The sequence below is a fragment of the Kocuria nitroreducens genome (assembly GCF_042879195.1).
GTDB classification, from domain to species: domain Bacteria; phylum Actinomycetota; class Actinomycetes; order Actinomycetales; family Micrococcaceae; genus Kocuria; species Kocuria nitroreducens.
Genome location: NZ_JBHZTC010000003.1, coordinates 185,808 through 209,864, shown reverse-complemented (window position 1 = coordinate 209,864; position 24,057 = coordinate 185,808). Strand labels below are relative to the sequence as shown.

General features: G+C 71.9%; 20 protein-coding genes. 13 read left to right on the top strand and 7 right to left on the bottom strand.

The window, feature by feature from the left end; genetic code table 11:
- Positions 1 to 90 precede the first annotated feature (90 nt).
- Both ACFYE1_RS03170 and ACFYE1_RS03165 read left to right on the top strand, forming a co-directional pair.
- Positions 91 to 1,308, top strand: coding sequence for an MFS transporter (locus tag ACFYE1_RS03170; RefSeq protein ID WP_387739863.1), 1,218 nt, complete (start codon positions 91 to 93; stop codon positions 1,306 to 1,308).
- Between the two features lie 199 nt (positions 1,309 to 1,507).
- The gene (locus ACFYE1_RS03165; protein WP_387739861.1) at positions 1,508 to 3,901 is read left to right on the top strand and encodes a glycosyltransferase; all 2,394 of its coding nucleotides are present in this window, start codon (positions 1,508 to 1,510) and stop codon (positions 3,899 to 3,901) included.
- Positions 3,902 to 3,928: 27 nt separating this feature from the next.
- On the opposite strand, the gene ACFYE1_RS03160 is transcribed toward ACFYE1_RS03165, so the two are convergent.
- A complete protein-coding gene (locus ACFYE1_RS03160; RefSeq protein ID WP_387739859.1) occupies positions 3,929 to 4,336 on the bottom strand; it encodes a hypothetical protein in 408 nt (135 codons plus the stop codon).
- A gap of 140 nt (positions 4,337 to 4,476) precedes the next feature.
- On the opposite strand from ACFYE1_RS03160, the gene ACFYE1_RS03155 reads away from it, so the two are divergent.
- Positions 4,477 to 4,899 (top strand): hypothetical protein, encoded by a 423-nt coding sequence (locus ACFYE1_RS03155; RefSeq protein WP_387739857.1) that lies wholly within the window; start codon positions 4,477 to 4,479, stop codon positions 4,897 to 4,899.
- Here ACFYE1_RS03155 and ACFYE1_RS03150 read toward each other — a convergent pair.
- A complete protein-coding gene (locus tag ACFYE1_RS03150) occupies positions 4,856 to 6,193 on the bottom strand; it encodes a heparan-alpha-glucosaminide N-acetyltransferase domain-containing protein (protein ID WP_387739854.1) in 1,338 nt (445 codons plus the stop codon). The genes ACFYE1_RS03155 and ACFYE1_RS03150 overlap by 44 nt on opposite strands.
- A gap of 167 nt (positions 6,194 to 6,360) precedes the next feature.
- Positions 6,361 to 6,774 carry a hypothetical protein gene (locus ACFYE1_RS03145; protein WP_387739852.1) on the bottom strand — a complete coding sequence of 138 codons (414 nt, stop codon included), beginning with the start codon at positions 6,772 to 6,774 and terminating at the stop codon, positions 6,361 to 6,363.
- A 230-nt stretch (positions 6,775 to 7,004) separates the two neighbouring features.
- On the opposite strand from ACFYE1_RS03145, the gene ACFYE1_RS03140 reads away from it, so the two are divergent.
- Complete coding sequence (locus tag ACFYE1_RS03140) at positions 7,005 to 7,754, top strand: response regulator transcription factor (RefSeq protein ID WP_387739850.1); 750 nt, start codon at positions 7,005 to 7,007, stop codon at positions 7,752 to 7,754.
- Entirely contained in the window at positions 7,754 to 9,274 is a 1,521-nt protein-coding gene (locus ACFYE1_RS03135; RefSeq protein ID WP_387739848.1) for a sensor histidine kinase, read from the top strand. Before ACFYE1_RS03140 ends, ACFYE1_RS03135 begins: the two co-directional genes overlap by 1 nt.
- Positions 9,275 to 9,321: 47 nt before the next feature.
- Here the strand turns inward: ACFYE1_RS03135 and mptB are convergent, their stop codons facing one another.
- Complete coding sequence (mptB, locus tag ACFYE1_RS03130) at positions 9,322 to 10,902, bottom strand: polyprenol phosphomannose-dependent alpha 1,6 mannosyltransferase MptB (protein ID WP_387739846.1); 1,581 nt, start codon at positions 10,900 to 10,902, stop codon at positions 9,322 to 9,324.
- Positions 10,903 to 11,174: 272 nt separating this feature from the next.
- Between mptB and ACFYE1_RS03125 the strand changes: the two genes are divergently transcribed.
- The gene (locus tag ACFYE1_RS03125; protein ID WP_387739843.1) at positions 11,175 to 12,482 is read left to right on the top strand and encodes a glycosyltransferase 87 family protein; all 1,308 of its coding nucleotides are present in this window, start codon (positions 11,175 to 11,177) and stop codon (positions 12,480 to 12,482) included.
- A gap of 43 nt (positions 12,483 to 12,525) precedes the next feature.
- On the top strand, positions 12,526 to 13,767 hold the full coding sequence (locus tag ACFYE1_RS03120; RefSeq protein WP_387739841.1) for a glycosyltransferase 87 family protein: 1,242 nt from the start codon (positions 12,526 to 12,528) through the stop codon (positions 13,765 to 13,767).
- Positions 13,768 to 13,797: 30 nt separating this feature from the next.
- Here the strand turns inward: ACFYE1_RS03120 and ACFYE1_RS03115 are convergent, their stop codons facing one another.
- From ACFYE1_RS03115 to ACFYE1_RS03105, 3 genes are all read right to left on the bottom strand, one after another.
- Positions 13,798 to 15,042 (bottom strand): heparan-alpha-glucosaminide N-acetyltransferase domain-containing protein, encoded by a 1,245-nt coding sequence (locus tag ACFYE1_RS03115; RefSeq protein WP_387739839.1) that lies wholly within the window; start codon positions 15,040 to 15,042, stop codon positions 13,798 to 13,800.
- Between the two features lie 153 nt (positions 15,043 to 15,195).
- Positions 15,196 to 16,461: an MFS transporter gene (locus ACFYE1_RS03110; RefSeq protein ID WP_387739837.1), complete on the bottom strand. Its 1,266-nt coding sequence runs from the start codon at positions 16,459 to 16,461 to the stop codon at positions 15,196 to 15,198.
- A 3-nt stretch (positions 16,462 to 16,464) separates the two neighbouring features.
- Positions 16,465 to 16,824 (bottom strand): universal stress protein, encoded by a 360-nt coding sequence (locus ACFYE1_RS03105; protein WP_387739835.1) that lies wholly within the window; start codon positions 16,822 to 16,824, stop codon positions 16,465 to 16,467.
- 265 nt (positions 16,825 to 17,089) lie between these two features.
- Here ACFYE1_RS03105 and ACFYE1_RS03100 point away from each other — a divergent pair, with 265 nt between their 5' ends.
- From ACFYE1_RS03100 to hglS, 6 genes are all read left to right on the top strand, one after another.
- Complete coding sequence (locus tag ACFYE1_RS03100) at positions 17,090 to 18,112, top strand: tripartite tricarboxylate transporter substrate binding protein (RefSeq protein WP_387739833.1); 1,023 nt, start codon at positions 17,090 to 17,092, stop codon at positions 18,110 to 18,112.
- Positions 18,109 to 18,684: a tripartite tricarboxylate transporter TctB family protein gene (locus tag ACFYE1_RS03095; RefSeq protein WP_387739831.1), complete on the top strand. Its 576-nt coding sequence runs from the start codon at positions 18,109 to 18,111 to the stop codon at positions 18,682 to 18,684. The genes ACFYE1_RS03100 and ACFYE1_RS03095 overlap by 4 nt, the downstream gene beginning before the upstream one ends.
- Position 18,685: 1 nt before the next feature.
- Positions 18,686 to 20,191, top strand: coding sequence for a tripartite tricarboxylate transporter permease (locus tag ACFYE1_RS03090; RefSeq protein WP_387739830.1), 1,506 nt, complete (start codon positions 18,686 to 18,688; stop codon positions 20,189 to 20,191).
- Positions 20,192 to 20,504: 313 nt separating this feature from the next.
- The gene (locus tag ACFYE1_RS03085) at positions 20,505 to 21,170 is read left to right on the top strand and encodes a GntR family transcriptional regulator (protein ID WP_387739827.1); all 666 of its coding nucleotides are present in this window, start codon (positions 20,505 to 20,507) and stop codon (positions 21,168 to 21,170) included.
- Positions 21,171 to 21,347: 177 nt separating this feature from the next.
- The gene (locus ACFYE1_RS03080) at positions 21,348 to 22,538 is read left to right on the top strand and encodes an NAD(P)/FAD-dependent oxidoreductase (protein WP_387739825.1); all 1,191 of its coding nucleotides are present in this window, start codon (positions 21,348 to 21,350) and stop codon (positions 22,536 to 22,538) included.
- Between the two features lie 64 nt (positions 22,539 to 22,602).
- Positions 22,603 to 24,012 (top strand): 2-oxoadipate dioxygenase/decarboxylase, encoded by a 1,410-nt coding sequence (hglS, locus tag ACFYE1_RS03075; protein WP_387739823.1) that lies wholly within the window; start codon positions 22,603 to 22,605, stop codon positions 24,010 to 24,012.
- Positions 24,013 to 24,057 lie beyond the last annotated feature (45 nt).

Genomic DNA, 24,057 nt, shown 5'->3' with positions numbered 1-24,057 from the left:
GCGTAGCATCGAAGGTCTTCCCTTTTCTTTCGCTCGGGCTCGACGACGTGCTCGTTCACCGTCCCTGCGCCCTCCACGGAAGGACCCGCCGTGTCTGCACCCCGCACCGCCCTGCTCCAGGTGGTCAATGCCCCCGGCCCCGCCGGCACCCGCCTCGCCCTCTTCGCCCTGGCGATGGGCGGCTTCGGAGTGGGCACCACCGAGTTCGCCTCGATGGGCCTGCTGCCGTTCATCGCCGAGGACTTTGACGCCTCGATCCCCGCCGTCGGCCAGTCCATCTCGCTCTACGCCCTGGGCGTGGTGGTCGGCGCACCGCTCATCACGTCCCTCGCCGCCCGGATGGAGCGCAAGACGCTGCTGCTGGCGCTGATGCTCACGTTCGTGGTGGGCAACGGGCTGTCGGCCGCCGCACCCTCCCTCGAGTGGCTCTACGTGGCGCGGTTCCTGTCCGGTCTGCCCCACGGCGCCTACTTCGGGGTCGCCGCGGTGGTGGCCTCCTCCCTGGTGGCCCGCGAGCGGCGCGGCACCGCGGTGGCCCGGGTGATGCTGGGCCTCACCATCGCCAACATCGTGGGCGTGCCGTTCGCCGCGGCCCTGGGCGGTGCCCTCGGCTGGCGCTCCGCCTACCTCCTGGTGGTGCTCCTGGGCGCTCTGACCATCGGGGCCCTGGCCCTGTGGGTGCCGCGCACCCGCAACGAGGGCATGGCCTCGGCGGCCCAGGAGGTCCGCGCCCTGGGCCGCCCCCAGGTGGCCCTGACGCTGCTGGCCGGATCCGTCGGCTTCGGCGGCATGTTCGCGGTCTACACCTACATCTCCCCGACCCTGACCGAGCTCACCGGGCTCGACATCGGCACCGTGCCGTGGGTGCTGGCCGTGTTCGGCGTGGGCATGACCCTGGGCTCGCTGCTGGCCGGTCCGCTCATCGACCGCTCGATCGAGGGCACCGCCCTCGGCGCCGGTGCCGTCTCCGGGGTGGCCCTGGCCTTCTTCGCGCTGTTCGTCCACGTGCCCGTCGCGGCCGTCCTGGGCGTGCTGTGGATCGGCATCATGGGCTCGATCTTCACGACCTCGCTCCAGGTGCGGCTGCTGCGCGAGGCCAAGGACGCGCCGTCCCTGACCGCCGCCATGAACCACGCGGCGTTCAACCTGGCCAACGCCATGGGCGCCTTCCTCGGCGGGATCGTCATCTCCGCCGGCTGGGGCTACCGCTCCCCCGCCTGGGTGGGGGTGGGCCTGGCTGTGGCCGGCCTCCTCATCCTGGGCTACGCGGCGCAGCAGCGCCGCCACGCCGCGGTCGAGACCGAGTAGACCCGCCGCGGAACCGGGCCGCACGAAACCTGTGCGCTCCGCTCCTGCCCAGCGCACAGCAAACGACAGCTCAAGGCTACGACCGGCTCAGCCGGCGCTTATGTTGCAATGGCACAGTTCGAGGTGTCGGTCCGTCCGGGGGGAAGGGCCGACGGGTGCGTCGGGGGGACGCGCCCGGCTCGAGCGGAAGAAGTGCACTGTGGCCGACGAACTCGGTGAGGGGGACGGTCTGTCCTCGCGGCGTCCGGACCGGCGGAGCGGCAGGAGAGGGCGGCGCCGGGACCGGCCGGAGGGAGCGGAGTCCCCTCCGGTGTTCTTCGACCCGAGCGGCACGCGCTGGCACCGGTTGCTCGCCTGCCTCGCGACGGCGTTCCTGCTCCTCGTCGGCTCGGTGGCGTGGGTGCTGCCACAGGCGCTGGAGCCGACCTGGGCCCAGGAGCAGGCGCAGGAGCACCTGGACCCCGGCTATCCGCGCGAGCTGCTCGCCACCGGGGACACCGAGGACATCCCGCTGCTGGGCGACCAGTCGAATCCCTTCTCGCGGATCGGCCTGGTCGAGCAGCTCGACGGCGAGACCGTGCTGGCGGACCCGTTCAGCGACGAGGTCTTCCGGGTGCTCACCGAGGACGAGGTCGCCACCGTGGGCGGGAGTCCCTATGCGATGGAGCGCTTCGGGGAGGTCCCGGACAAGACGCTCATGCTGACCTTCGACGACGGCCCTGACGCCGAGTTCACCGCTGAGATCCTCGACGTCCTCGCCGCCGAGGGCGTGCCGGCCACGTTCTTCGGGATCGGCACGAACGTCGCGGAGAACCAGGAGCTGTTCCGGCGCGTGATCCGGGAGGGGCACATGGTGGGCAACCACACCATGACCCACACCAGCTCCTGGACCGAGGACCTTCTCAGCCGCCAGGAGCTGATCAGCACGGACCGGGAGATGCGCTCCGTGGCCGGTTACGCGACCCGGCTGTTCCGCCTGCCCACGGGCGACCCGGACAACAAGGCCCTGCCCCTGCTCCAGGCCCAGCAGCTCGGCTACCTGCACGTGGACTTCGATCTCGACACCGAGGACTGGCAGGCCGATGCCGACACGGCCGTGCAGCTCCCCGCCCTGGACGGAGACGGGCACATCGTGCTGATGCACGACGGCGGCGGGGACCGCACCGCCACGGTGGCCGCGCTCAAGGACCTGATCACCCAGGCCGAGTCCCAGGGCTACACCTTCGCCACCGTGGGATCGATCGTGCCGCAGGACCACCTCCCCGATGCGGAGGTGGAGGCCGACCTGGCCGACGACGCCACCGCGCTGGCCGTGGCCGGGCTGACCGTGGCACCGGACGTGGTGATGACCTGGTTGTTCTGGTTCGGCATCGGATCCCTGACCCTGATGTCGGCCCTCTACGTGGTGCTGGCCCTGATCGGCCACCGCCGCCAGCAGCGGCGGGTCTGGCCCGAGATCCCCCAGGAGGACCTGCCCCTGGTCTCGGTCATCCTGCCGGTGTTCAACGAAGAACCCGTGGTGGAGCGCACCCTCACCGCCCTGGCCGCCAGCGACTACCCCCACCTCGAGGTCATCGCCGTCGACGACGGCTCCACCGACGACACCCTGGCCATCCTGCGCCGTTTCGCCCAGCAGTGGCCGGCGCTGCGGGTGCTCACCCAGCCCAACGGCGGGAAGTCCATCGCCTCCAACCACGGCATCATGGCCGCCCGCGGGCAGATCGTGGTGACCCTCGACGGCGACACCCTCTTCGAACCCCAGACGATCCGGATGTTCGCCCGCCACTTCACCGCCCAGAACACCACGCGCCCGGTCGGGGCCGTGGCCGGACACGTGAAGGTCGGCAACCGCCGCGGGATCCTCACCATGTGGCAGTCCCTGGAGTACATCTCCGGGATCTGCGTGACCCGCATGGGCGAGGGGGTGGCCGGGGCGATCTCCATCGTCCCCGGGGCCTGCGCGGCCTGGCGCAAGGACGCCCTCCAGGCCGCCGGCGGCTACTCCCACGACACCCTCGCCGAGGACGCCGACCTCACCATGACCCTGCAGAGACTCGGGTACGCGGTGGTGCAGGAGAACCAGGCCGTCGCCTGGACCGAAGCCCCGATGACCATCCAGGGCCTGGCCAAGCAGCGCCTGCGCTGGACCTACGGCAACCTCCAGGCCCTGTGGAAGCACGCCGGGATGCTCTTCCGCCCCCGCTACGGCTTCCTCGGGCTCATCGCCCTGCCCTACACCCTGCTCGCCACCGTGGTGCCGCTGGTGTTCCTGCCGCTGACCGTGCTCATGGCCGGGATCAACCTCGCCGCCGGCAACTGGCAGCCCATCGCCGCCTTCGCCGGCTTCGTCCTGGCCATCCACGCGATCATCTGCATCATCGCCATCCGCATGGTCAAGGAGTCCTGGACCCACCTGCTGATCGTGCCCCTCTACCGGATCATCTACGAACCCCTGCGCGCCTGGCTGCTCTACGCCTCCCTCCTCCAAGCCCTCAAAGGCCAGATGATCGGCTGGTACAAGCCCGAGCGCACCAACAGCGTGCTCGACCTCTCGGCCCTCGAGCAGGATCGCGAGCACCCGCGCTCCCGCTGACGCCGGCCGGGCCACGGGGTCCGCCGGTCAGCCCGCCGGGTCCACGGGGCGCCGCGGGCCGTGGGCGGGGCCGAGACAGACGGCGCCGACGATCAGAAGACCCGCGGCGAAGACAACGACCGCGGCCCAGAAGACGAGCTGGGACCCCGGCGTGAGCGAGTGGACCACGGCGGCGGTGGGATCGAGGGAGGGGTGCTCGCAGGCCACCGAGGGCGGCCACCACGAGCGGTGGCCGACGGCCTGCTCCCCGGGAAGGACCTCCGCTCCTCGCGGCACGGAGGCGGCGCACGCCGCGTCGGGGTCACCGCGGCTGCGGAACGCCACGTAGACGAGGTCGAGCAGGACGGCGAGCAGCGCCCCGAGCATGGCCACCGCGGCCAGCGGATAGAGGGAGGCGCCGGACGGGAACCGCCGTCCGGCCGCGCGGGAACTCATGGAGCGAGAGCCTACCCGCGTGCTCCGCGGGGCCCTCGGTGCGCCACGAATCCGGCAAGGACCGCATCGTCCGGGGCCGGCCGGCGCGGTGTCCCATACTGGACCGACATCTGCAGTCGGACCCGTGGAGGCGGACGGACATGGAGGCTTCCGAGCGAGCACGTCGGCGGGGCCTCGCGCTCTGCGCGACGGTCGCGGCCGCGGGCGTCCTCACGACCGCCCTCGGCTGGCCGACGCCCCGGGACCTCGCGGCGTACGGGCAGCTGGCCTGGACCAACGCCGCCTCGGGGGCGCTCATCACGGCCCTCGGACTGCTCCTGCTGGCGGGCAGCGTCCGCCGGCGGCTGCGGCCCACCGGTGACCGCGTGGTGTTCGAGCTGTTCCTCGTGCCGCCCGGGCTGATCGGGCTGACGGTCCTGGGCGGGCGCCTGCCGCAGCTCGTGGAACCGGTGCTGGGTCTGTTCCTCCTGTGGCCGGCCATCTTCGCCGTCCTGCTGTTCATGCCCCAGCAGGCCGTCCTCAGCCCGGGCGGCGCTCCCGGGACAGCACGCTCCGGCGGGTGACCCGCACCAGGGCGGCCACCAGGCGCTCGAGGGGGCCCTGCCCCATGGCCTGGCGCCAGAGCAGGGCGAACGCCATGGCCACGGCCACGTGGATCACGAACCACAGCGGCTGGTCGTAGTGCACCTCGGCGGCCAGGGCCAGCAGGTGCGCGGAGTACACGGTGAGGGTCATGGCGCCTATCGCGCTCAACGGCAGCAGCCAGGTACCGAAGCGGCGGGCCAGCAGGAGGAACACCCCCAGCGCGGCCACCGCCGAGCCCAGGCCCAGCAGCAGGGCCGGCGGGGTGTTGGTGTACGGTCCGCCGACCGCCAGCCACCACCACGTGGTCGTCGGCAGCGTCGGCTCGGGACCCCACACGATGATGTCGGTGACGAGCTCCTCGTTCAGGCCGGGCGTGCGGGCCACGAGCCGGTCGAAGCCGCCGGCCTGGACGACGAGCACCCAGGAGGCCAACGAGGCCCCGGCGGCCAGCAGCGCCCCGCCCAGCACCAGTCCCGTCTGGACGCGGACCTCGGCGAGGTCGAGCCGGCCGAGGGCCAGGCCGGTCAGCAGGTAGGCCAGGTACGGCAGTGCGGGGAAGGTCCCGGTCAGCAGCAGCCGCGCCGCGTTGGCGCCGGGGTCCCCGAAGAGGTCGAGGTAGTCGGGGTTGTAGTGCTCAACGGCCGGCAGCACGTCCCGCAGCACGTGCACGAGCACGGGGCCGGCCAGGGCGAAGCACCCCGCCCAGACGAACAGGGCGCGCGCGGACAGGCGCAGGAACGGGATCGCCAGGAGGAAGAAGGCCCCGTAGTAGACGAGGATGTTGACGGCCGGGACCTCGTCGATCGTGTCGCCGGGCAGCACGTGGTTGATCGCCAGCCCCAAGCCCGCGATCAGCAGCGCGCGGACGGCCACGCCCACCCGGTCGGCGGCCATCGCCCGGCCGGTGCGCGGTGTCCGGCCACCGGTGCTGAAGGCCAGGCCCACGCCGGCCAGAAGGGCGAACAGCGCCGCGGAGCGGCCGGCGAAGACGGTCCACTGCACCGTGGGCTCGAAGGTCTCCGGGTCCCACGAGGGCAGGATGTGGATCGCGATCATGCCGATCAGGGCGAGGCCGCGGGCGGCGTCCACCCCGACGAGGCGGCGCTTGCCCGGGGCGGCCGACCCGGTGGTCGAGCTCGCAGCCGTGTGGGCCGTCGAACCGGTGGTCGGGACGTCTGCCGTGGTGTCGTCCGCGAGAGGAGTGCCCGACCGCCGCGCGGTGGTCTGCGCCCACGGCACGGACCTCGGCGGGTGGCCCCAGGATTCGGTCATGACAGCGGCCCCCTCGGTGCGACGCGACGGCGGGCCCCCTGCCCGCCGGACCGGTCCGGGAGACCGGTGTGCACTCCACCTTTGCTCTTGCGCATGTGGTGAGCTTTTCGGAATGCTGTGCTTCCGCTGTGATGCAGGATCCGCGTCCCGGCCGGACGTCCGGCCGGCTACACGACCCCGGGGCGCCTTGAGAGGCGGAGGGCGCCGAGAACGGCGCGCAGCGGGCGCGGCGCCGCCGCGGCGGCGGGAACAGTGACCGTGGACGACGACGGGACCGCGACGGGGCGCTGGGCCGCCGTGTGCCGGTAGGCCATGGCCTGCAGCTCCACCACCGGGTACTCGAGGCTGCGCCGGGCAGCCTCACTGGGGCGGGTGGTGGCGAAGGCGGTGGCGGCGTCCTGCAGGGACCGCGCGGCGATGAACGGGGCGGCGGCCTCGATGTGCGGGCGCACCGCGGTGCGGTAGACGGCGCGGTCGGACTCGGCGCAGTCCTCCCACCGGGGCGCCCCGGGGTGGGCGGCCCGCTCGTACTGGGCGCGGGCGGCCGCCTCGACGGCGTCGGTGATGGTGATGGTGCGCATGTCCGCTCCTGGGTGTCCGGTGGATGAGTGGCTCGATCGGTCCGAGTGGTCCGAGTGGTCCGAGTGGTTCCACTGTCCTTCCGGAGTCTGTGCCACAGCTGTGCCGGCGGCGCGGACCGCCTTAGACTTCCGGCACCACGACACAGGCTGCGCACAGCTTCCACAGGACGTGCGCCTAATCTGGTGGGCAACAGTGGCAGTGTCACATCCGCCCGGCACCGGGAGCTCCCATGTCCTACTCCTCCAGCTTCTCCGTCCTCACCGAGGTGCTGCCTCGCCTGACCCACCCGGACGGCTCGCCGATCCGGGTGCTGGTCGTGGACGACGAGCCGGCCCTCGCCGACCTCGTGGCCATGGGCGTGGGCATGTGCGGGTGGGACGCCCGGATCTCCCACGAGGGCTTCGACGCCGTCGCCCAGGCGCGCGACTTCGCCCCCGACGTGCTGGTCCTGGACCGGATGCTCCCGGGGCTGGACGGTCTGGAGGTCCTGTCCCGGATCCGCCAGTCCTACCCGGAGGTGCCGGTGCTGTTCCTCACGGCCATGGACACCGTGGCCGACCGGATCGAGGGCCTGGCCTCGGGCGGGGACGACTACGTGACCAAGCCCTTCTCCATCGAGGAGGTGCTCATCCGGCTGCACCGCCTGGTCCAGCGCTCCGGGGCCGCCGCCCAGGACAGCGCCACCCTGGTGGTCGGGGACCTGGTGCTGAACATCGACAGCCGCGAGGTCACGCGGGCCGGTGCGCCGGTCGAGCTGACCGCCACCCAGTTTGAGCTGCTGCGCTACCTCATGGAGAACCCGCGCCGGGTCCTGTCCAAGGCCCAGATCCTGGACAACGTGTGGCACTACGACTTCTCGGGCCAGGCCAACATCGTGGAGCTCTACATCTCCTACCTGCGCAAGCGGATCGACGCCGGCCGCACCCCCATGATCCACACCGTGCGCGGGGCCGGGTACGTCATCAAACCCGCGTCCTGATGCCGCACGGCCCCCTGCCCCCACCCCCGTCCCGGCGACGCCTGCGCCTGGCCACCCGGCTCATCGCCGGAGTGCTCGTCCTCCTGGCGGTGGTCCTCCTCGTGCTGGGCGCCACGATCGTGGAGCTCACCCGCCAGGACCTCGTCGAGCGGCTCGACGGCTCCCTGCGCCAGGCCACCGGGCGGGCGCTGACCTTCACCCGGGGGGACCCGACCCTGGAGCGGGACCCTCTCGACGCCCCCGGCCAGCCGGTGGGCATCCTGGTGGCCGTGCTGCAGGAGGACGAGGTGGTCACCGCGTCCTACCGCACCGAGTCCGGGGAGCCGGCGCCGCTTCCCGAGGAGGACGTCGCCGCCCTGCGGGACGCGGGCGCCTTCGCGGCCGAGAGCCCGGACGAGCGGGGCTTCGGGGACCGCCGCCGCTCCACGGGCACGGAGCAGGGACGGCTCTCCGATGTGGCCCTGTCCGTGGGCGAGTACCGGGTCGAGTCGGTCGCCCGCAACGGCGGCCGGGTGCTGGTGACCGGGCTGCCCACGACGTCGGTCGACGACACCGTGGCGGAGCTCGTGACCACCATGACCGTGGGCAGTCTGCTCGCGCTGGTGACCACGGCGGTGGCCGGGACCGTCGTCGTGCGCCGTGCCCTGCGGCCGCTGGAACAGGTCTCGGCCGCGGCGTCCGACGTCGCCCGTCTGCCGCTGGCCTCCGGGGAGGTCTCCCTGGCCGACCAGCACGTGCCCGCCGAGCTCGCCCGGCCCGGCACCGAGGTCGGGGAGGTCGGCCACGCCCTGAACTCCCTGCTCGACAACGTCGACTCGGCCCTGGCCGCGCGCCAGCACTCCGAGACCCGGCTGCGCGAGTTCGTGGCCGATGCCTCCCACGAGCTGCGCACTCCCCTGGCGGCCGTGCGCGGCTACACGGACATGCTGCAGCTCACCGAGCCCCTGACCGACACCGGCCGCGCCTCGCTGGCCCGGGTCGAGCAGCAGACGCTGCGGATGACCACCCTGGTCGAGGACCTGCTGCTGCTGGCCCGCCTGGACGAGGGCCGGCCCCCGGAGCTGCGGGACGCGGACCTCGGCGAGCTCGTGCTCGAGGCCCTCACCGACGCCTCGGCCGCGGGCCCCGACCACGACTGGTCCCTGGACGTGCCGGAGGAACCGGTCCCCGTGCGCGCGGACGTCGCCCAGCTCCACCAGGTGCTGGCCAACCTGCTCTCCAACGCCCGCAAGCACACCCCGTCCGGCACCGCGGTCACCGCCGCCGTACGGGCCACCCCGGACGGCTGGGCAGAGGCCTCCGTGCTCGACGCAGGCCCGGGCATCCCGCGCGAGTTCCAGAGCAGGCTCTTCGAGCGCTTCAGCCGTCTGGACACCTCCCGGCAGAGCCGGGAGGGCAGCACCGGACTGGGCCTGTCGATCGTCCGCTCGGTGGTGCAGGCGCACGGCGGCACGGTGGACGTGGAGTCCCGTCCGGGCCGCACGCAGTTCACCGTCCGGCTCCCGCTGCGGTCTGCCTGATCCGGCCTCCAGCGAGGCTCCCGGCGTCGTGGCGGAGGGCGAGCCGCTCAGCGAGCCCGGCGACGCCGGCGGCCGAGCCAGCCCGTCGGGCCGCCGTGGACGAGCAGGTGGCGGGTGTGGGGATCCAGGAGCATCAGGTAGGCGGTGAACAGCAGGGCGGTCACGAACGCGATCGTCGAGGCGTCGACCGCCAGCTCGATGAAGGGCCACACGGACAGCTGGTCCTGGGCGCCGAAGATCACGAAGAAGGTGATCACGATGTACAGGGAGCGGATCTGCCAGTTGTCCCTGATCCCGGTCGCGGCGAGGAAGGGGAGGAACCAGAGGATGTACCAGGGCTGGATGATCGGGGAGAGCAGCACCACGGCGGCGAAGGCCAGGCCGAGTCTGCGGACCACCTGATGGTCGTCGCCGCGGAACATCAGGAGCAGGACCAGGCCGATGGCGGCGTACTGCAGGACGTCACGCAGCACTGACGCCATCGACTCGCCGGGCAGGCGGACCGCGTCCGCGAGGTGCTGGACCTGCTGGCCCAGGAACCCGGAGGGCGAGTACCCGGTGAATCCCGGGGTGGGGTCCACAATCGCCCACACCCACCCGAGGCCCAGCTGATAGGGCAGGCCGCTGAGCACCAGCACTCCGAAGCTCACCGCCGCCGTGGCCGCCCAGAGGGCGAACTTCCGTTTCCAGGACGCGCTGGGACCCGCCCACAGGAGCCCGATGAACGGCAGCAGGAGGATGGTGATCGGCTTGATGCCGATGGACGCGGTCACCAGCAGGACACCGGTGACCGGGCGGCCCGTGGCCGCGAAGTACGTTCCCGCCACGGCCAGCCCGAGCATCAGGGCGTCGTTGTGCGCGCTGGCGACGAAGCTGATGAGGAACAGCGGATTGGCCACCGCGATCCACAACGCACGGGCCGGGTCGATCCCGTGCAGCTGCGCGAGCTTGGGCACGTACACGACGCACAGGAGGACACCGGCGCAGGCCAGGATGCGGAAGAGCAGGACGGAGAGATCCGGTTGCGCGCCCGTGAGTCCCACGACCGCCCGCGCCAGCCACAGGAAGTACGGCCCGTACGGTGTCCGGGCCTCGGCCCAGGCAGGATCCGCCCCCAGCATGAACCAGTTCTCCAGGACGGAGATGCCGGTCGTGTACGGGTTCTGGTCGGCCAGCATGAGCCGGCCCTGGCCGATGTAGGCGTACACGTCCCGGGAGAAGATGGGCACGGCGAACAGCAGGGGCAGCGACCACGCGCCCACGGCCAGCACCACGGAGCGCTGGGCGCCCGCCGGCCAGCCCTGGAGCCTCTGCCCGAGCCGGAGCCAGGAGCGCACCAGCAGCATGGCGCCGACGGTCAGCAGCACGGTGCAGGTGTACACGCCCCACCCCTCGACCCGCAGCGCGATGACCAGGGGATGGCGGACCATGGGTGAGCCGTTGGCGATCCACCCGGTGCCGACTGATCCGATGAGCATCATCAGGGAGCCGATGAACCCCTGCAGGACTGCGATGTGCGCACGAGGACGCGCAGGGGGGCCGGACGTGTCCTGGCGGCACGGAACGGTGGTGCCGGCCCGGTCCCCGCGGCCCTGCGGCGCCTCCAGATGCGAACCCCCTGCCGTCATGACGTGCGCTGATCCCCTACGTGAGTCACTGCTGGGCGGACAGTGGTGCAGAACGCTCTCCAGGAGCCTGTTTCCAGCCATGATGCCACCTCGGCGTCTCGGCGCCTCGGCGTCGTGGGGTGTCGTCGAGGTCCTCGGCCCGGAGCCGAGTCCGGGACGGATGCGCGGGCCGAAGATGACGCACGGATCCGCGCGGACCGTTCCGGGCACGTAGCATGGGGGTGCAGTGGACCTGCGGTCCTGCGACTCCGCCCCCTGACAAGGATTGCCCCATGTCCACGGACACGACCTTCAGCATGCTCACCCGGTTCCGGAACCGCCTCGCGACCCCGCGGTGGCAGGGCTGGTCGAGATCTCCGGGGGGACTGCTCATCGGCTTCATCGGGATGCACCTGGTGTTCCTGGGATTCGCCTTGGACCTGTCCCTGTCCGGCGCCGCCTTCAGCGACACCTACATCTACCGCGAGTGGGCCCGGGCCGGTTTCGACGAGCAGAACCTGGGCCCGGAACCCAGCCCGTGGGTCTATCCGGTGCTGGCGCTGGTGCCCATCGCGATGGCCGGGGCAGCCGGTCCCGGACCGTTCTTCTTCCTGTGGGTCCTGATGATCACCGTGCTCAACGGCTGGGCCGTGGGAAAGCTGACGAACTGGGGCCGGGACCGGCACGCGTTCCCGGCCGCGTGGTGGTGGCTGGGCTTCGTCTTCCTGATGGGGTGGCTGGGCTTCGCCCGCGTCGACGGGCTCACGGCGCCCCTGGTGCTCATCGCCCTGGTCTACGGCGCGGCGCACCCGGTCGCCGCCTCCGTCCTGCTCAGTGTCGCCACCTGGATGAAGGTCTGGCCGGCGGCCGTCGTGCTCGCCCTCGTCACCGTGACGCGCCGGCGGGTGGCGGTCGTCGTCGCGGGACTGCTGGTCAGCGTGGCCGCGGCCGGGGTCGCCGCCGCCATGGGAGCGCTGCCGAGGCTCTTCGACTTCCTCACCCAGCAGGGGGACCGGGGCATGCAGCTGGAGGCCACGTTCACCACCCCGTGGCTGTGGCTGTCCGTGCTGGGAGTGGGCGGGTCCCGCATGTACATGAACACGGAGATCAACTCCATGCAGGTCGACGGCCCCGGCACGGCGACGATGGCCGTGCTGATGCAGCCCCTGCTGCTGCTGGCCGCCGCCGTGGTGACCGTCCTGATCGCCCGGGCCCTCCGCAACGGCGAGCGGTCCGGCGACACCGACCGCACCGAGCTGCTGCTGGCCGGATCCCTGACCATGGTCACCGCCTTCATCGTGTTCAACAAGGTCGGCTCCCCGCAGTTCATGGTGTGGCTGGCTCCGGCCGTGGCCGTGGGACTGACCCACCACTGGAAGGCCTGGCGGGTGCCGGCGGCCATGCTGATCGCCATCGCCACGGCCACGTTCTTCGTCTACCCGCTGTTCTACTGGGAGCTGAGCCACAACGACCCGAGGATGGCCCTGGTGCTGACCCTGCGCAACGCGCTGCTGGTGGTGCTCCTGTGGTGGTCGGGGCGCCGCCTGTACCAGCTGGGCACCCGGCGCCCCGCCACCGCGCTCGCCGTGAAGGAGGCCTGAGATCGCCGCCTTCTTCGACCGGCTGACCGGCGTCCGCGACGCCGTGCTGCCCGCCCGCGTCGTGTCGTGGTTCTCCCGTCCGTCCAGCGTGTGGTGGGGTTTCGCCGTCGTCCACCTCTACTTCCTGGGGTGGATGATGTCCTTCGTCATTCACGGCGACGCCTTCAGCGACACCGAGCAGTACCGTGAGTGGGCCATGGCCGGGTACGACCCGGCTGATCGTGAGAGCGGGATCAGCCCGTGGGTGTACCCGGTGCTGGCGCAGATCCCGATCCTCCTGGCGGGAATCGCCGGCCACGGACCGTACCTCCTGGTGTGGACGCTGATCATCACCGTGCTCAACGCGGTCGGACTGGTCTGCCTCACCCGCGGCCCGTGGCGCCGGCGGAGCATCGCCCCGGCGTGGTGGTGGCTCTTCTTCACCGTCTTCCTCGGCTACCTCGGCTTCGCCCGGGTGGAGGGCATCGCCGCCCCGATCGTGCTCGTCGGCCTGCTCTGGGCGGCCGAGCGGCCCGTGCTCGGCTCCGTGCTGCTGAGCATCGCCACGTGGATCAAGGTGTGGCCGGCGGCCGTCCTGTTCGCCCTGTTCATCGCCTGCCGGCAGCGCGCCCAGGTGGTGGCCGCCGGGGTGGGTGTCACCGCCGCCGTGGTGCTGGGCACGTACCTCTCGGGCGGCCTCCGGCACATCGCGGACTTCCTGGTCAACCAGGGAGAGCGCGGCATGCAGCTCGAGGCCACGTTCTCCACCCCGTGGGTGTGGTTGAGCGTCTTCGACGTGGCCGGGGCGAGGATGGCCGACAACGTGGCCATCAACTCCACGGAGGTCTACGGCCCCGGCACCGAGGTCGTCGCGCTCCTGATGCAGCCGCTGCTCGTGCTCGCCGTTCTCGCGGGGGCGGTCCTGCTGGTCCGTGCGCTCCGGCGCGGGGCCGAGCGGGAGGAGCTCTTCTTCGAGGGGGCGCTGATGATGACCACGATCTTCATCGTGTTCAACAAGGTGGGATCCCCGCAGTTCATGATCTGGCTCGCCCCGGTCGTCGTGGCCGGCCTGGTGCACGACTGGCAGCGGTGGCGGACGCCGGCGGCGCTGCTGATGGGCATCGCGGTCACCACGTTCGTGATCTATCCGCTTTTCTACACCCCGCTCATCCACGCCCACCCGGTGATGGCGGCCGTTCTGACCACGCGCAACGTGCTGCTCGTCGTTCTGCTGTGCTGGTCCGTGCAGCGCGTCGCCCGGCTGCACCACGGTGCTGCCCGTCCGACGCAGCTGGCCACCATCTGAGCCCTCCGCACGTCCCCGAGCGGGACGACGTCATCGGTCCGCCGCGGCGTGCGGACCGGCGCCCAGGACCAGACCGCGCCCGGCGCCGGCGGCCCGGGCCATGACCCGTTCCAACGGGCCTCGCCCGAAGGAGCGGTGCCAGGCGACCGCGAACAGCGCCGCGACCGCCACGTGGATGAAGAGCCACAGGAGCGGCACCTCGTAGTGGAGCATGGCGGCCAGGGCCAGCAGGTGCGCCGAGTAGAGCGTCAGGGTCATCGACCCCATCGCGCTCAGCGGCAGCAGCCAGGCACCGGCCCGGCGCGCCACGAGGAGGAAGAGGCCCAGGGCGGCGGCGCCGGAGCCGAGGTCGTGCAGGATCGCCACCGGGGTGTTGGTGTGCGGGCCGGGGACCAGCAGCCACCACCAGGAGGTGTCGGGCAGCACCGGGTCCGGTCCCCAGACGATGATCTCGTCGATCTGGTCCTCGCTCAGCCACGGGGTGGAGCTCATGAGCTGGTCGTAGCCCCCGGCCTGGAGGACCAGCACCCAGTACACCAGCCACGCGCCCGCGGCCAGCGCGAGCCCCGCCCACAGCAGCCGGCTCTGGACCCGCACGGCCCGCAGGTTCAGCCGGCCGATGGCCATCCCGGCGAGCAGATAGGCCAGGTACGGGACCGCCGGATAGGTGCCGGTGAACAGGACCTGGGCCAGGACGGTCCCGGGCTCGGCGAGCACGTCGGCGAAGGTCGGGTTGTACACCTCGAACGCGGGCAGCACTCCGCGGAGCGCCTGCATCAGCACGGGTCCCGCGACGGCGGCCGCGGCGGCGAGGCCGAACAGCACCCGCACCGGCAGGTGCAGGAAGGGGATCGCCAGCAGGAAGAACATGCCGTAGTAGACGAGGATGTCGTACGCGGGCGGGTCCCACGGCATGACCTGGTTGACCAGCAGCCCCACCACGGTGATCAGCACGGCCCGGACGAGCAGTCCCACCCGGTCCGCGGTCATCGTCCGGCCCCGGTGCGGGGTGCGCCCGCCGGAGGAGAAGGCCAGGCCCACCCCGGCCAGCAGCGCGAACAGGGCCGCGGCGCGGCCCGCGAACAGCTCCCACTGGAGCGTGGCCCCGTAGGTCTCCGGGTTCCAGGCGGGGAGGATGTGGATCGACATCATCCCGACCAGGGCAAGGCCCCGGGCGGCGTCGACCCCCACGAGCCGTCGCCTCCGGACCAGCGGCAGGGCCGGACCCTCTTCTGCGGACCGTGCACCGGGTGCAGGGTGGTGGACGTTGACCATGGCGGCGGGTTCCTTCTGTCGGACGTGCCGACGGGCTCCCACCCGCCGGCCCGGACCCTTCGGTCCTTCTCGTCCTCCAGCTGACCAGGCCGGATTGTGCCGCCCTTGTGGCGTTCCTGTGCCGGGCCTGTCGACGTGGTCCCGCGGGCCCGGCTACCGCCGCAGGGTCTTCTCCAACCCGCTGACCAGCAGCACCGTGCACGTGAACCAGATGGCCCCGGCCGGGCCGAGCGGTGCCGCCACCAGGCCGGCCAGCAGGGGCATGGCGACCTGGCCCACCCGGTTGCCGACGAGCCGCACGGCGAGCGCCGAGCCCCGCCACGAGGACGGCACGGAGGTGGACACCAGCGTCATGGTGATCGGCTGGCCCAGGCCCAGGCAGAAGCCGCCCACGAAGAGCAGCACCGCGGCCAGCCACGGCACGGTGATGACGGCCGGCGGGACGGCCAGGGTGCACCCGGCGCCGTAGAGGCTGATCAGCAGCAGGGTCCGCCGGGACATCCGGCGTGCGAGCCACGGCAGCAGGACGCGCGAGACGATCGAGGCGCCGCCGCGCACGGCCAGCAGGACGCCGATCCACGCCGGGGAGACCCCTGCCCGCTCCCCCACCAGCGGCAGGAACGCGGTGAGGATGTCGAGCATCGCCAGCAGGGCCAGGGACGCCAGCATGTGGGACGGGACGCCGGGGACCTTGAGGATCCGCAGCATCGACGCGCGCGGCGCCGCTCCCTGAACCACCTCGAGCTCACCGGTGGCGGGAGCGGCCTGCTCCGCGGCGGAGGCGGCGTCGCCCCGGGGGTCCGCACGGCCGGACCGTGCCGTGCGGGCGCGCACGAGGAGCACGGGCACCGCCAGGAAGGACAGGCCGGCGCCGATCCAGAACGCCAGGTCGATGTCTGCCAGCCGCTCGGGGGAGTCGACCGAGCGGCCGGAACCCAGCAGCGCGCCGGCGAGCAGCGGCCCGGCGAGCTGTCCCACCGAGAAGGCGGCGGTGAACCAGCCGAAGCCCTGGTCGAGCTGGTCGTCCGGGGCGTGGCGGGCGATGGCCGACTGCCCGGCGATCGTGAACACCAGGTGCCCCATGCCCAGCAGGGCGCTCGCCACGGCGACCAGCGCCACGTTCGGCGCGATGCTCAGCGCCACCGAGCCGAGCGCGAGGACCAGGGCGCCCAGGAGCACCATGGTCCTGAGCTCCCGGACCCGGTCGGTCACCCGGCCCAGCCACATGGCCGTGACCAGCGGGATCACGGCATAGGCGGCCGTGACCAGGCCGACCGTCACGGAGTCTGCGTCCAGGGACAGCAGCTTGTAGGTGGTGACGGGCCGCACCAGGTTGAGGGCGGTCTGCGTCAGGGCGGCGCTGACCACCAGGAACCAGAGCCACGCCCCGGGCCGGGCAGCACGGACTCCCCGGGCCATGCCTCAGGAGCGCTGGGGCTTGACCGCGATCACCGGGGCGTTGGCCTCGAGGAGGATCTGCTGGGCGGCGCTGCCGAGCAGCAGCTTGCCCACGGGGCTGCGGTGCTTCACGCCGATCACCACGGCCGAGGCGTTCACCTCCTCCGCGGCGTCGAGGAGTTCGCCGACGGCGTCCCGGTTGCGGGTGTCGGGGGTGCGGAACGTGACGGGCACGCCGTTCAGCTCGCTCCCCTCCGGATCGAGCTGGGCGCCCCCGAGGTTGAAGACCAGCAGGTCCTCCTGGCGACGTCCGGCCTCCTCGACCGCGGCCGCGAGCGCGGCCTCGCCCTCGGGGGTGCTGGTTCGGGCAACGACGACGGTCATGGGAGCCTCCGCGGTGGGGTGGGGACATCGGGTGGTGGGAAAACGATGCGTGGGAAAACGACGGACAAAACGAGGTCCACCCTACGGCCGAATGTGTGAGGAACGTCTCTCCGGGCGTGAGCAGAATGCGCAGAACCAGCACAACGATCACTACGCGCGAAAGCGCGCACAATGACCACAGCGTGACCCGGGTCACTTATGGTCGGGGGAACGGCTCGGACAGAGCCATGCACCCGCAACCTACGTCCCAGGAAAGTGGATCCCCGTGAGTTCACCACCAGATCAGCCCGAGACGGGCACGCGGCGGCGGCACCCCGTCGCCATGACGGTCTACGGCGTCGCCGCCGCCGCAGTGATCGGGCTGGCCTCGTTCATGTCGATCCAGTCGGCGAGCAGCGGAGAGGACCTGCGCGCCAACATGACACTTATCGCCCCGGCCGGCGCCGGCGGCGGCTGGGACACGTTCGTGCGCGAGCAGCAGCAGGCGATGCGCACCAACAACATCGTCAACAACGCCCAGGTGGTCAACATCCCGGGCGCCGGCGGGACCATCGGCCTGGGCCAGCTCACCACCATGGACGGGCAGGCGAGCACCATCATGTCCACCGGAACGGTCATGCTGGGCGGCGTCGCGCTCAACGACTCCCCCGTGGGCCTCGACGACGTGCGGCCGATCGCCCGCATGGCGGAGGAGTACGACGCGCTCGTCGTGCCCGCCGACTCCCCGTACAACTCGCTCGACGACCTGGTCGAGGCCTGGAGGGAGGACCCGAAGGGCTTCCCGTTCACCGGCGGCTCGGCCGGATCGATCGACCACCTCATCATCGCGGACCTGGCCCTGAAGGCCGGGATCGACCCCGCGGACATCACCTACATCCCGAAGACCTCCGGCGGCGAGGCGATCCAGACGATCTCCTCCGGCACCGCCCAGGCGGCAACCTCGGGCTTCGGCGAGTTCGCCGACCAGGTCGAGGCAGGACGCCTGAAGATCCTGGGGATCGCGGCCCCCGAGCGGCTCGAGGGCGTCGACGCCCCGACCTTCAAGGAGCAGGGCTACGACGTCGAGCTCACGAACTGGCGCGGCATGGTGGCGCCCCCCGGCATCACCGACGAGGAGTTCGCCGAGCTGCAGGCCATCATCGCGGAGACCGTGGAGACCCCGGAGTGGCGCGAAGCCCTCGAGCGCAACCAGTGGACGGACGTCTACCTGACCGGACCCGAGTTCGAGCAGTTCATCGCAGAGGACCGGGCCGAGATCGAAGCCCTCATCGAGGAGTTGGACCTGTGAGCACATCGTTTCCCACGACCCCGTCCGACCAGGTCGCGCACGACGGCCACGGCGGCGCCTCCGGCAACCGTGACGTGCAGCCCCGCGGAGGACGGATGCGCGGGCGCAGCGGGCTGGTCGTGCCGCTGCTGCTGGCGGCCTTCAGCACCTACCTGCTGATCGGCATCCTCACCATGGAGGTGCCCGAGGGCACCGACTTCCCGGGCCCCAAGTTCTTCCCCGGCATCCTCATGGTCGCCGGCTACGCCCTGGCCGCCCTGCTGGTGCTGCACTACCTGCGCTCCCCCGAGCACCCGGAGGAGCTCTCGGAGAGCACGTACCGGACGCACTCGGACTGGTCCGCGGTGATCTGGTCCGTGGCCGGGTTCCTGGTCTTCGCCCTGAGCATCGAGTTCCTCGGCTGGATCCTGGCCGCCGCCCTGCTCTTCTGGGCCGTGGCCCGGGGCTTCGGCAGCCGCCGGGCCCTGTTCGACATCTCGCTCGCCCTGGTCCTGTCCAGTGCGATCTACCTGGCATTCTCCGCCGGCCTGGGCCTGAACCTCCCGTCCGGCATCCTGGGAGGCGGATTCTGACATGGAAACACTCGAACTGCTCGCCGGCGGCTTCGCCGGCGCACTGACGCCCATGAACCTGCTGTGGGTCCTCATCGGCTGCCTCCTGGGCACCGCCGTGGGCGTGCTCCCGGGCCTGGGCTCCTCCATGGCCGTGGCCCTGCTGCTGCCCATGACCTTCGCCCTGGACCCCACCGCCGCCTTCATCATGTTCGCCGGCGTGTACTTCGGCGGCATGTTCGGCGACTCGACCATGGCCATCCTGATGAACACCCCGGGGCAGGCCTCCGCGATCGCCTCCACCTTCGAGGGCCACAAGATGGCCAAGGACGGCCGGGCCCCGCAGGCTCTGGCCACCGCGGCGATCGGCGCCTTCATCGGCGGCATGATCGCGGCCTGCGTCGTCGTCTTCCTCGCCCCGGCGCTGGCGGACTTCTCCGCGAACTTCGGCCCGGCCGAGTTCTTCGCCCTGGCGATCTTCGCCTTCATCGCCACCTCCTCCGTGGTCTCCGACTCGGCCGTCAAGGGCCTGGCCGCCCTGGTCCTGGGCCTGGGCTTCGCCACCGTGGGCATCGACTCGATCTCCGGCACCGAGCGCTTCAGCTTCGGGCTCCCGCAGATGTTCGACGGCATCTCCCTGGTGACCGTCACCGTGGCCATCCTGGCCCTGGGCGAGGTGTTCTTCGTGGCCTCCCGCATCCGCCGCGACCCCGCCGCCATGCAGATCTCCGCCGCGGGACGCCCGTTCCTGTCCCGCGCCGAGCTCAAGGAGGCCGCCCCGGCCTGGGCCCGCGGCACCGCGATCGGCCTGCCCTTCGGCGTCATCCCCGCCGGCGGCGCGGAGATCCCCACCTTCATCTCCTACGACGTCGAGCGGCGCATCGACCGCCGCCGGACGAACCCCACCTTCGGCAAGGGCGCGATCCGCGGCCTGGCCGCCCCCGAAGCGGCCGGCAACGCGACCACGGGCACGGCGATGGGCGCGCTGCTGGCCCTGGGCCTGCCGGTCTCGGCCACCGCGGCGATCATGCTCGCCGCGTTCCAGCAGTACGGCCTCCAGCCCGGTCCGCTGCTCTTCGACCGCGCCCCGGAGCTCGTGTGGGCCCTGCTCGCCAGCTTCTTCCTCGCGATGATCGTGCTGCTGATCATCAACCTGCCCTTCGCCCAGTACTGGGCGAAGCTGCTGCTGATCCCCAAGCCCTACCTCTACGCCGGGATCACGGTCTTCTGCGGGCTGGGCGTCTACGCGACCTCCGGGGCGGTGTTCGACCTGCTGCTGCTGCTGGGCATCGCGCTGGTCGGTTTCACGATGCGCCGCCACGGCGTGCCCCTGGCCCCGCTGATGATCGGCATGGTCCTGGGCCCGCTGGCCGAGACCAGCATGCGCGACGCCCTGCTGTCCTCCAACGGCGACTACTCGATCTTCGTCGCCGGGCCCATCCCGCTGGTGCTCTACGGCCTGCTCTTCATCGTGCTGGCGCTGACGGTCCGGTCCAAGATCGTCAACCGCGCCCGCCGGGACGTGTAGTCCCCGCACTCACCGCGTGCTGCAGCGCCCCGCTCCGGGAAACCCCGGGGCGGGGCGCTGCATGTCGAACCGGTCCCCGCGGTGCTGCGATCGCGATCGACCCCACGGTGTGGTCGATGCGCTCCACCGGCCCGCTGCCACCGAAGCCGGATCCCGTGGCCTTCCTGCCGCGGGTCGACAACCCAGGGCACCCCCTTCTCGCCGGGCGGCCGACCGCGCCGCGGAGCCCGACTGCTATGTTTTCAGCACGTCGGCACACGTCCGCACGGCGTGCACCGGCCCGGGCCGGACCCAGGGCGAACATGGAGGGCAGATGGGGCGAAGCCACGCATGGGGCGATGACCTCGAGCTCGCGGAGCTCTCCCGCTCCACCCTCAAGGACTCGACCGAGGCCCTGATCCGCCGCGCACTGCTCAGCGGGGCCATGAGGCCCGGCGAGATCTACTCCGCCAACGCCCTCGCCGCCCGTCTCGGAGTGTCCAACAGCCCCGCCCGGGAGGCCATGATGTCACTGGCCAACAAGGGGCTGCTCGAGCTCGTGCGCAACCGCGGCTTCCGGGTGGTGGAGCTCACGGACCCCGACAAGCAGGAGGTCTACGACCTCCGCCGCCTCATCGAGGTGGAGGCGGTGCGCCGCGTGGCCGCCGCCGGCGTCACCGCCGAGCAGGCCGCACTGCTGCGGACGCTGACCGAGCGGACCGTGGAGGCCGCCGGTGCGGAGGGCATGCTGGAGTATCTCGAGGCCGACCAGCACTTCCACGTCGCGCTCGTGGACCTGCTCCGCAACGGCCGGTGGACGGCGATCGTGGAGAACCTGCGGGACCAGTCCCGCATCAGCGGCTCCTACCACCTGCAGGAGCGGGGGCTGGTCCGGAGCAGCGCTGCGGAGCACAGGGGCATCACCGAGGCCGTCGTCGCCGGCGACCCGGAACTCGCGGCGCAGCGGATGATCCGCCACCTGGACTACGCCCGCCCCTGAGCCGGGGAGCAGGAGCGGGGTGCGATCCGCCGCCTTTCCCTCCTCTCGCCCGGAAAGCGGCCCGCTGCCCTTGACGTGGACCGAGCTGTCAGCTCACCATGAGTTATCGATAACTCATAACTTGCTGCGGGTTGTCGGCGGACACCGTTCCGAGCTGGCGGACAGAAGGGGGTTCCCGTGCCGGACCAGATCGTCAGGCTCGACCCGACCTACGCCACCGCGCAGCCCCCGGCCGCCGACGTGGTCGTCATCGGCGGCGGCATCATGGGCCTCAGCACGGCCTGGCACCTCGCCGCGCAGGGGGTGCGCAACATCGTGGTGCTGGAGCGCGCCGACCTCGGCAGCGGGTCCTCCGCCAAGCCCCTCGGCGGCGTGCGGGCGAACTTCTCCGACCCCGGCAACATCGAGCTCGGCCGGCGCTCCCTGGAGGCCTTCCGGCGGTTCCCCCGCCAGTTCGGGGTGGACATCGGGTTCCAGCAGGTGGGCTATCTCTTCCTGTGCCGCTCGGACGCCGAGGTGGCGGACCTGGAACGGGCCACCGGGATCCAGAACGGCCTGGGGATCGACAGCCGCATGGTGTCCCCGCAGGAGGCCGCCGAGATCAATCCGCTGCTCGACCCGGCGGCCCTGACCGGCGCCTCGTTCTCCCCCGGCGACGGGTTCGCGGCCCCCTCCGCGGTGATCGCCGGCTACGCCGCCGCGGCCGTCGAGCTCGGCGTGACGATCCTCGACCGCACCGAGGTCCTGGACGTCCAGCGCGGCACCGGCGCGATCGAGTCGGTGACCACCCAGCGCGGCACGATCCGGACGAACGCGGTCGTGTGCTGCGCCGGGGCCTGGAGCGCCCGGATCGGGGCGATGGTCGGCGTGGACCTGCCGGTGACTCCCGTCCGGCGGCTCATCGGCCTCACCCGGCAGCGCTCCCTGCCCTATCCCCGGGTGCCGTTCACCCTGGACCTCTCGACCACCTTCTACCACCACAACTACCGCAACGGCCTGCTGCTGGGCATCTCCCACCAGCAGGAGCCCGGGTTCTGCCGCGAGTTCGACCACGACTGGCTGCCCGAGCTCAACGCCGCGGCCGCCGTCTGCACCCCGCAGCTGGAGCACCCCGACCTGGAGGGCGGCTGGGCCGGCCTCTACGAGAACACCCCCGACCGCAACGCGCTCATCGGCGAGGCCGGCGAGCTGCCCGGCTTCTTCTACGCCACCGGGTTCTCCGGGCACGGCTTCCTCCAGGGCCCGGCCGTGGGCGAGCTGGTCGCCGACCTCTACCTGGGCCGGCCCTCCTTCCTGGACGCCGGCCGCTTCTCCGCCGACCGCTTCTGCAGGACCGCCTCGGTCCTGCACGAGGTGAACATCATCTGAGCACCCGATCCGGTCCCACGCCGCTTCCCGCACCGTTTCCCGCACACCGAGAGGACGACCCGTCATGACGTTCCAGCCGCTCTGGCAGCTGAGGGCCCAGTTCGCCCGCCGGCTGTCCCGCATGTACGGCGAGGAGGTGCCGGCCTACAACACCCTGGTCGACGTCTCCACCGCCGTGAACGAGGACTTCATGGCCCGCCACGGCGCCGACGCCGAGCGCCTGGGCAGCATCGGCCGGGTGACCGCGGAGCGCCACGGCGCGATCCGCGTCGGCTCGCCGCGGGAGATGGCCCAGGTGGCGCGGGTCTTCGCCGCCTTCGGGATGCACCCGGTGGGCTTCTACGACCTGCGCGACGCCTCCGCGTCCTCCGTGCCGGTGGTCTCCACCGCCTTCCGCCCCGTCGACCCGGAGGAGCTGGCCCGCAACCCCTTCCGGGTCTTCACCTCGATGCTCGCGGCCGACGACCCCCGGTTCTTCGACCAGGACCTGCAGCAGCGGCTGCGGGAGTTCATCGACCGCCGCACCCTGTTCCCCGGGGAGCTGCTGGAGCTGGCGGACCGGTCGGCCGCCGACGGCGGCCTGGACACCGACGACGCCGAGCGGCTGCTCCGGCTGGCCACCCGCTGCTTCGAGCTCTCCGACGAGCCGGTGGACCACGCCTGGTACCGGGAGCTCGAGGCCGTCTCCGCGGTGGCCTCCGACATCGGCGGGGTCAGCACGACCCACATCAACCACCTCACCCCGCGCGTGCTCGACATCGACGACCTCTACGCCCGCATGGAGGCGCGGGGGATCACCATGATCGACGAGATCCAGGGGCCTCCGCGGTGGGACGGCCCGGACGTGCTCCTGCGGCAGACCTCGTTCCGCGCGCTCGCCGAGGACCGGGTGTTCCGCTTCGAGGACGGCACTGTGGGCTCCGGCGCGCTCCGGGTGCGCTTCGGCGAGGTGGAGCAGCGCGGCATCGCCCTCACCCGCGCAGGACGTGACCTCTACGACCGGATGGTCGCCGAGACCGACCGGAGGCTGGCCGAGGGGCAGGGCAACGGGGTCCGCGTCGACGTGGCCCGCACCGTCTGGGAGGAGCACCTCCCCCGCACCGAGGAGGAGCTGGCCCTGCGGGGCCTGGCCTACTTCACCTACTCCCTCGACGAGCACGCCCTCGGCCGCCGGGAGGCGCCTCTTGCCGGCGCGGACCTCGAGCTCGGGTCGCTGATCCGCTCGGGCGTGGTGGTCCCGCAGCCCATCGTCTACGAGGACTTCCTCCCCCGCTCCGCGGCCGGGATCTTCCAGTCCAACCTCACCGACGAGGGCTCGCGCGACGACGCCCAGCTCGGCACCGACTACGACATCACCGTGATGTCCCAGGTCGTGGGCCGCACGGTGACCGACCCCCACGAGCTGTACCAGCGCCAGCAGGACGCGTCACTGGCCCGGCTGCGCGAGCGGCTCGGCGCCGTCGTCGCCGCCTGAGCCCCACCCCCTGCCTCGGACCGCCTCACCACCGACCGCACCGCC

What these genes read in the sequence shown, in the direction of transcription:
- ACFYE1_RS03160 (WP_387739859.1), bottom strand. Translation starts at nt 4,336, where the DNA reads ATGAGTTCCCGCGCGGCCGGACGGCGGTTCCCGTCCGGCGCCTCCCTC.
- ACFYE1_RS03155 (WP_387739857.1), top strand. Translation starts at nt 4,477, where the DNA reads ATGGAGGCTTCCGAGCGAGCACGTCGGCGGGGCCTCGCGCTCTGCGCG.
- ACFYE1_RS03150 (WP_387739854.1), bottom strand. Translation starts at nt 6,193, where the DNA reads ATGACCGAATCCTGGGGCCACCCGCCGAGGTCCGTGCCGTGGGCGCAG.
- ACFYE1_RS03145 (WP_387739852.1), bottom strand. Translation starts at nt 6,774, where the DNA reads ATGCGCACCATCACCATCACCGACGCCGTCGAGGCGGCCGCCCGCGCC.
- ACFYE1_RS03140 (WP_387739850.1), top strand. Translation starts at nt 7,005, where the DNA reads ATGTCCTACTCCTCCAGCTTCTCCGTCCTCACCGAGGTGCTGCCTCGC.
- ACFYE1_RS03135 (WP_387739848.1), top strand. Translation starts at nt 7,754, where the DNA reads ATGCCGCACGGCCCCCTGCCCCCACCCCCGTCCCGGCGACGCCTGCGC.
- mptB (WP_387739846.1), bottom strand. Translation starts at nt 10,902, where the DNA reads ATGACGGCAGGGGGTTCGCATCTGGAGGCGCCGCAGGGCCGCGGGGAC.
- ACFYE1_RS03125 (WP_387739843.1), top strand. Translation starts at nt 11,175, where the DNA reads ATGTCCACGGACACGACCTTCAGCATGCTCACCCGGTTCCGGAACCGC.
- ACFYE1_RS03115 (WP_387739839.1), bottom strand. Translation starts at nt 15,042, where the DNA reads ATGGTCAACGTCCACCACCCTGCACCCGGTGCACGGTCCGCAGAAGAG.
- ACFYE1_RS03110 (WP_387739837.1), bottom strand. Translation starts at nt 16,461, where the DNA reads ATGGCCCGGGGAGTCCGTGCTGCCCGGCCCGGGGCGTGGCTCTGGTTC.
- ACFYE1_RS03105 (WP_387739835.1), bottom strand. Translation starts at nt 16,824, where the DNA reads ATGACCGTCGTCGTTGCCCGAACCAGCACCCCCGAGGGCGAGGCCGCG.
- ACFYE1_RS03090 (WP_387739830.1), top strand. Translation starts at nt 18,686, where the DNA reads ATGGAAACACTCGAACTGCTCGCCGGCGGCTTCGCCGGCGCACTGACG.
- ACFYE1_RS03085 (WP_387739827.1), top strand. Translation starts at nt 20,505, where the DNA reads ATGGGGCGAAGCCACGCATGGGGCGATGACCTCGAGCTCGCGGAGCTC.
- hglS (WP_387739823.1), top strand. Translation starts at nt 22,603, where the DNA reads ATGACGTTCCAGCCGCTCTGGCAGCTGAGGGCCCAGTTCGCCCGCCGG.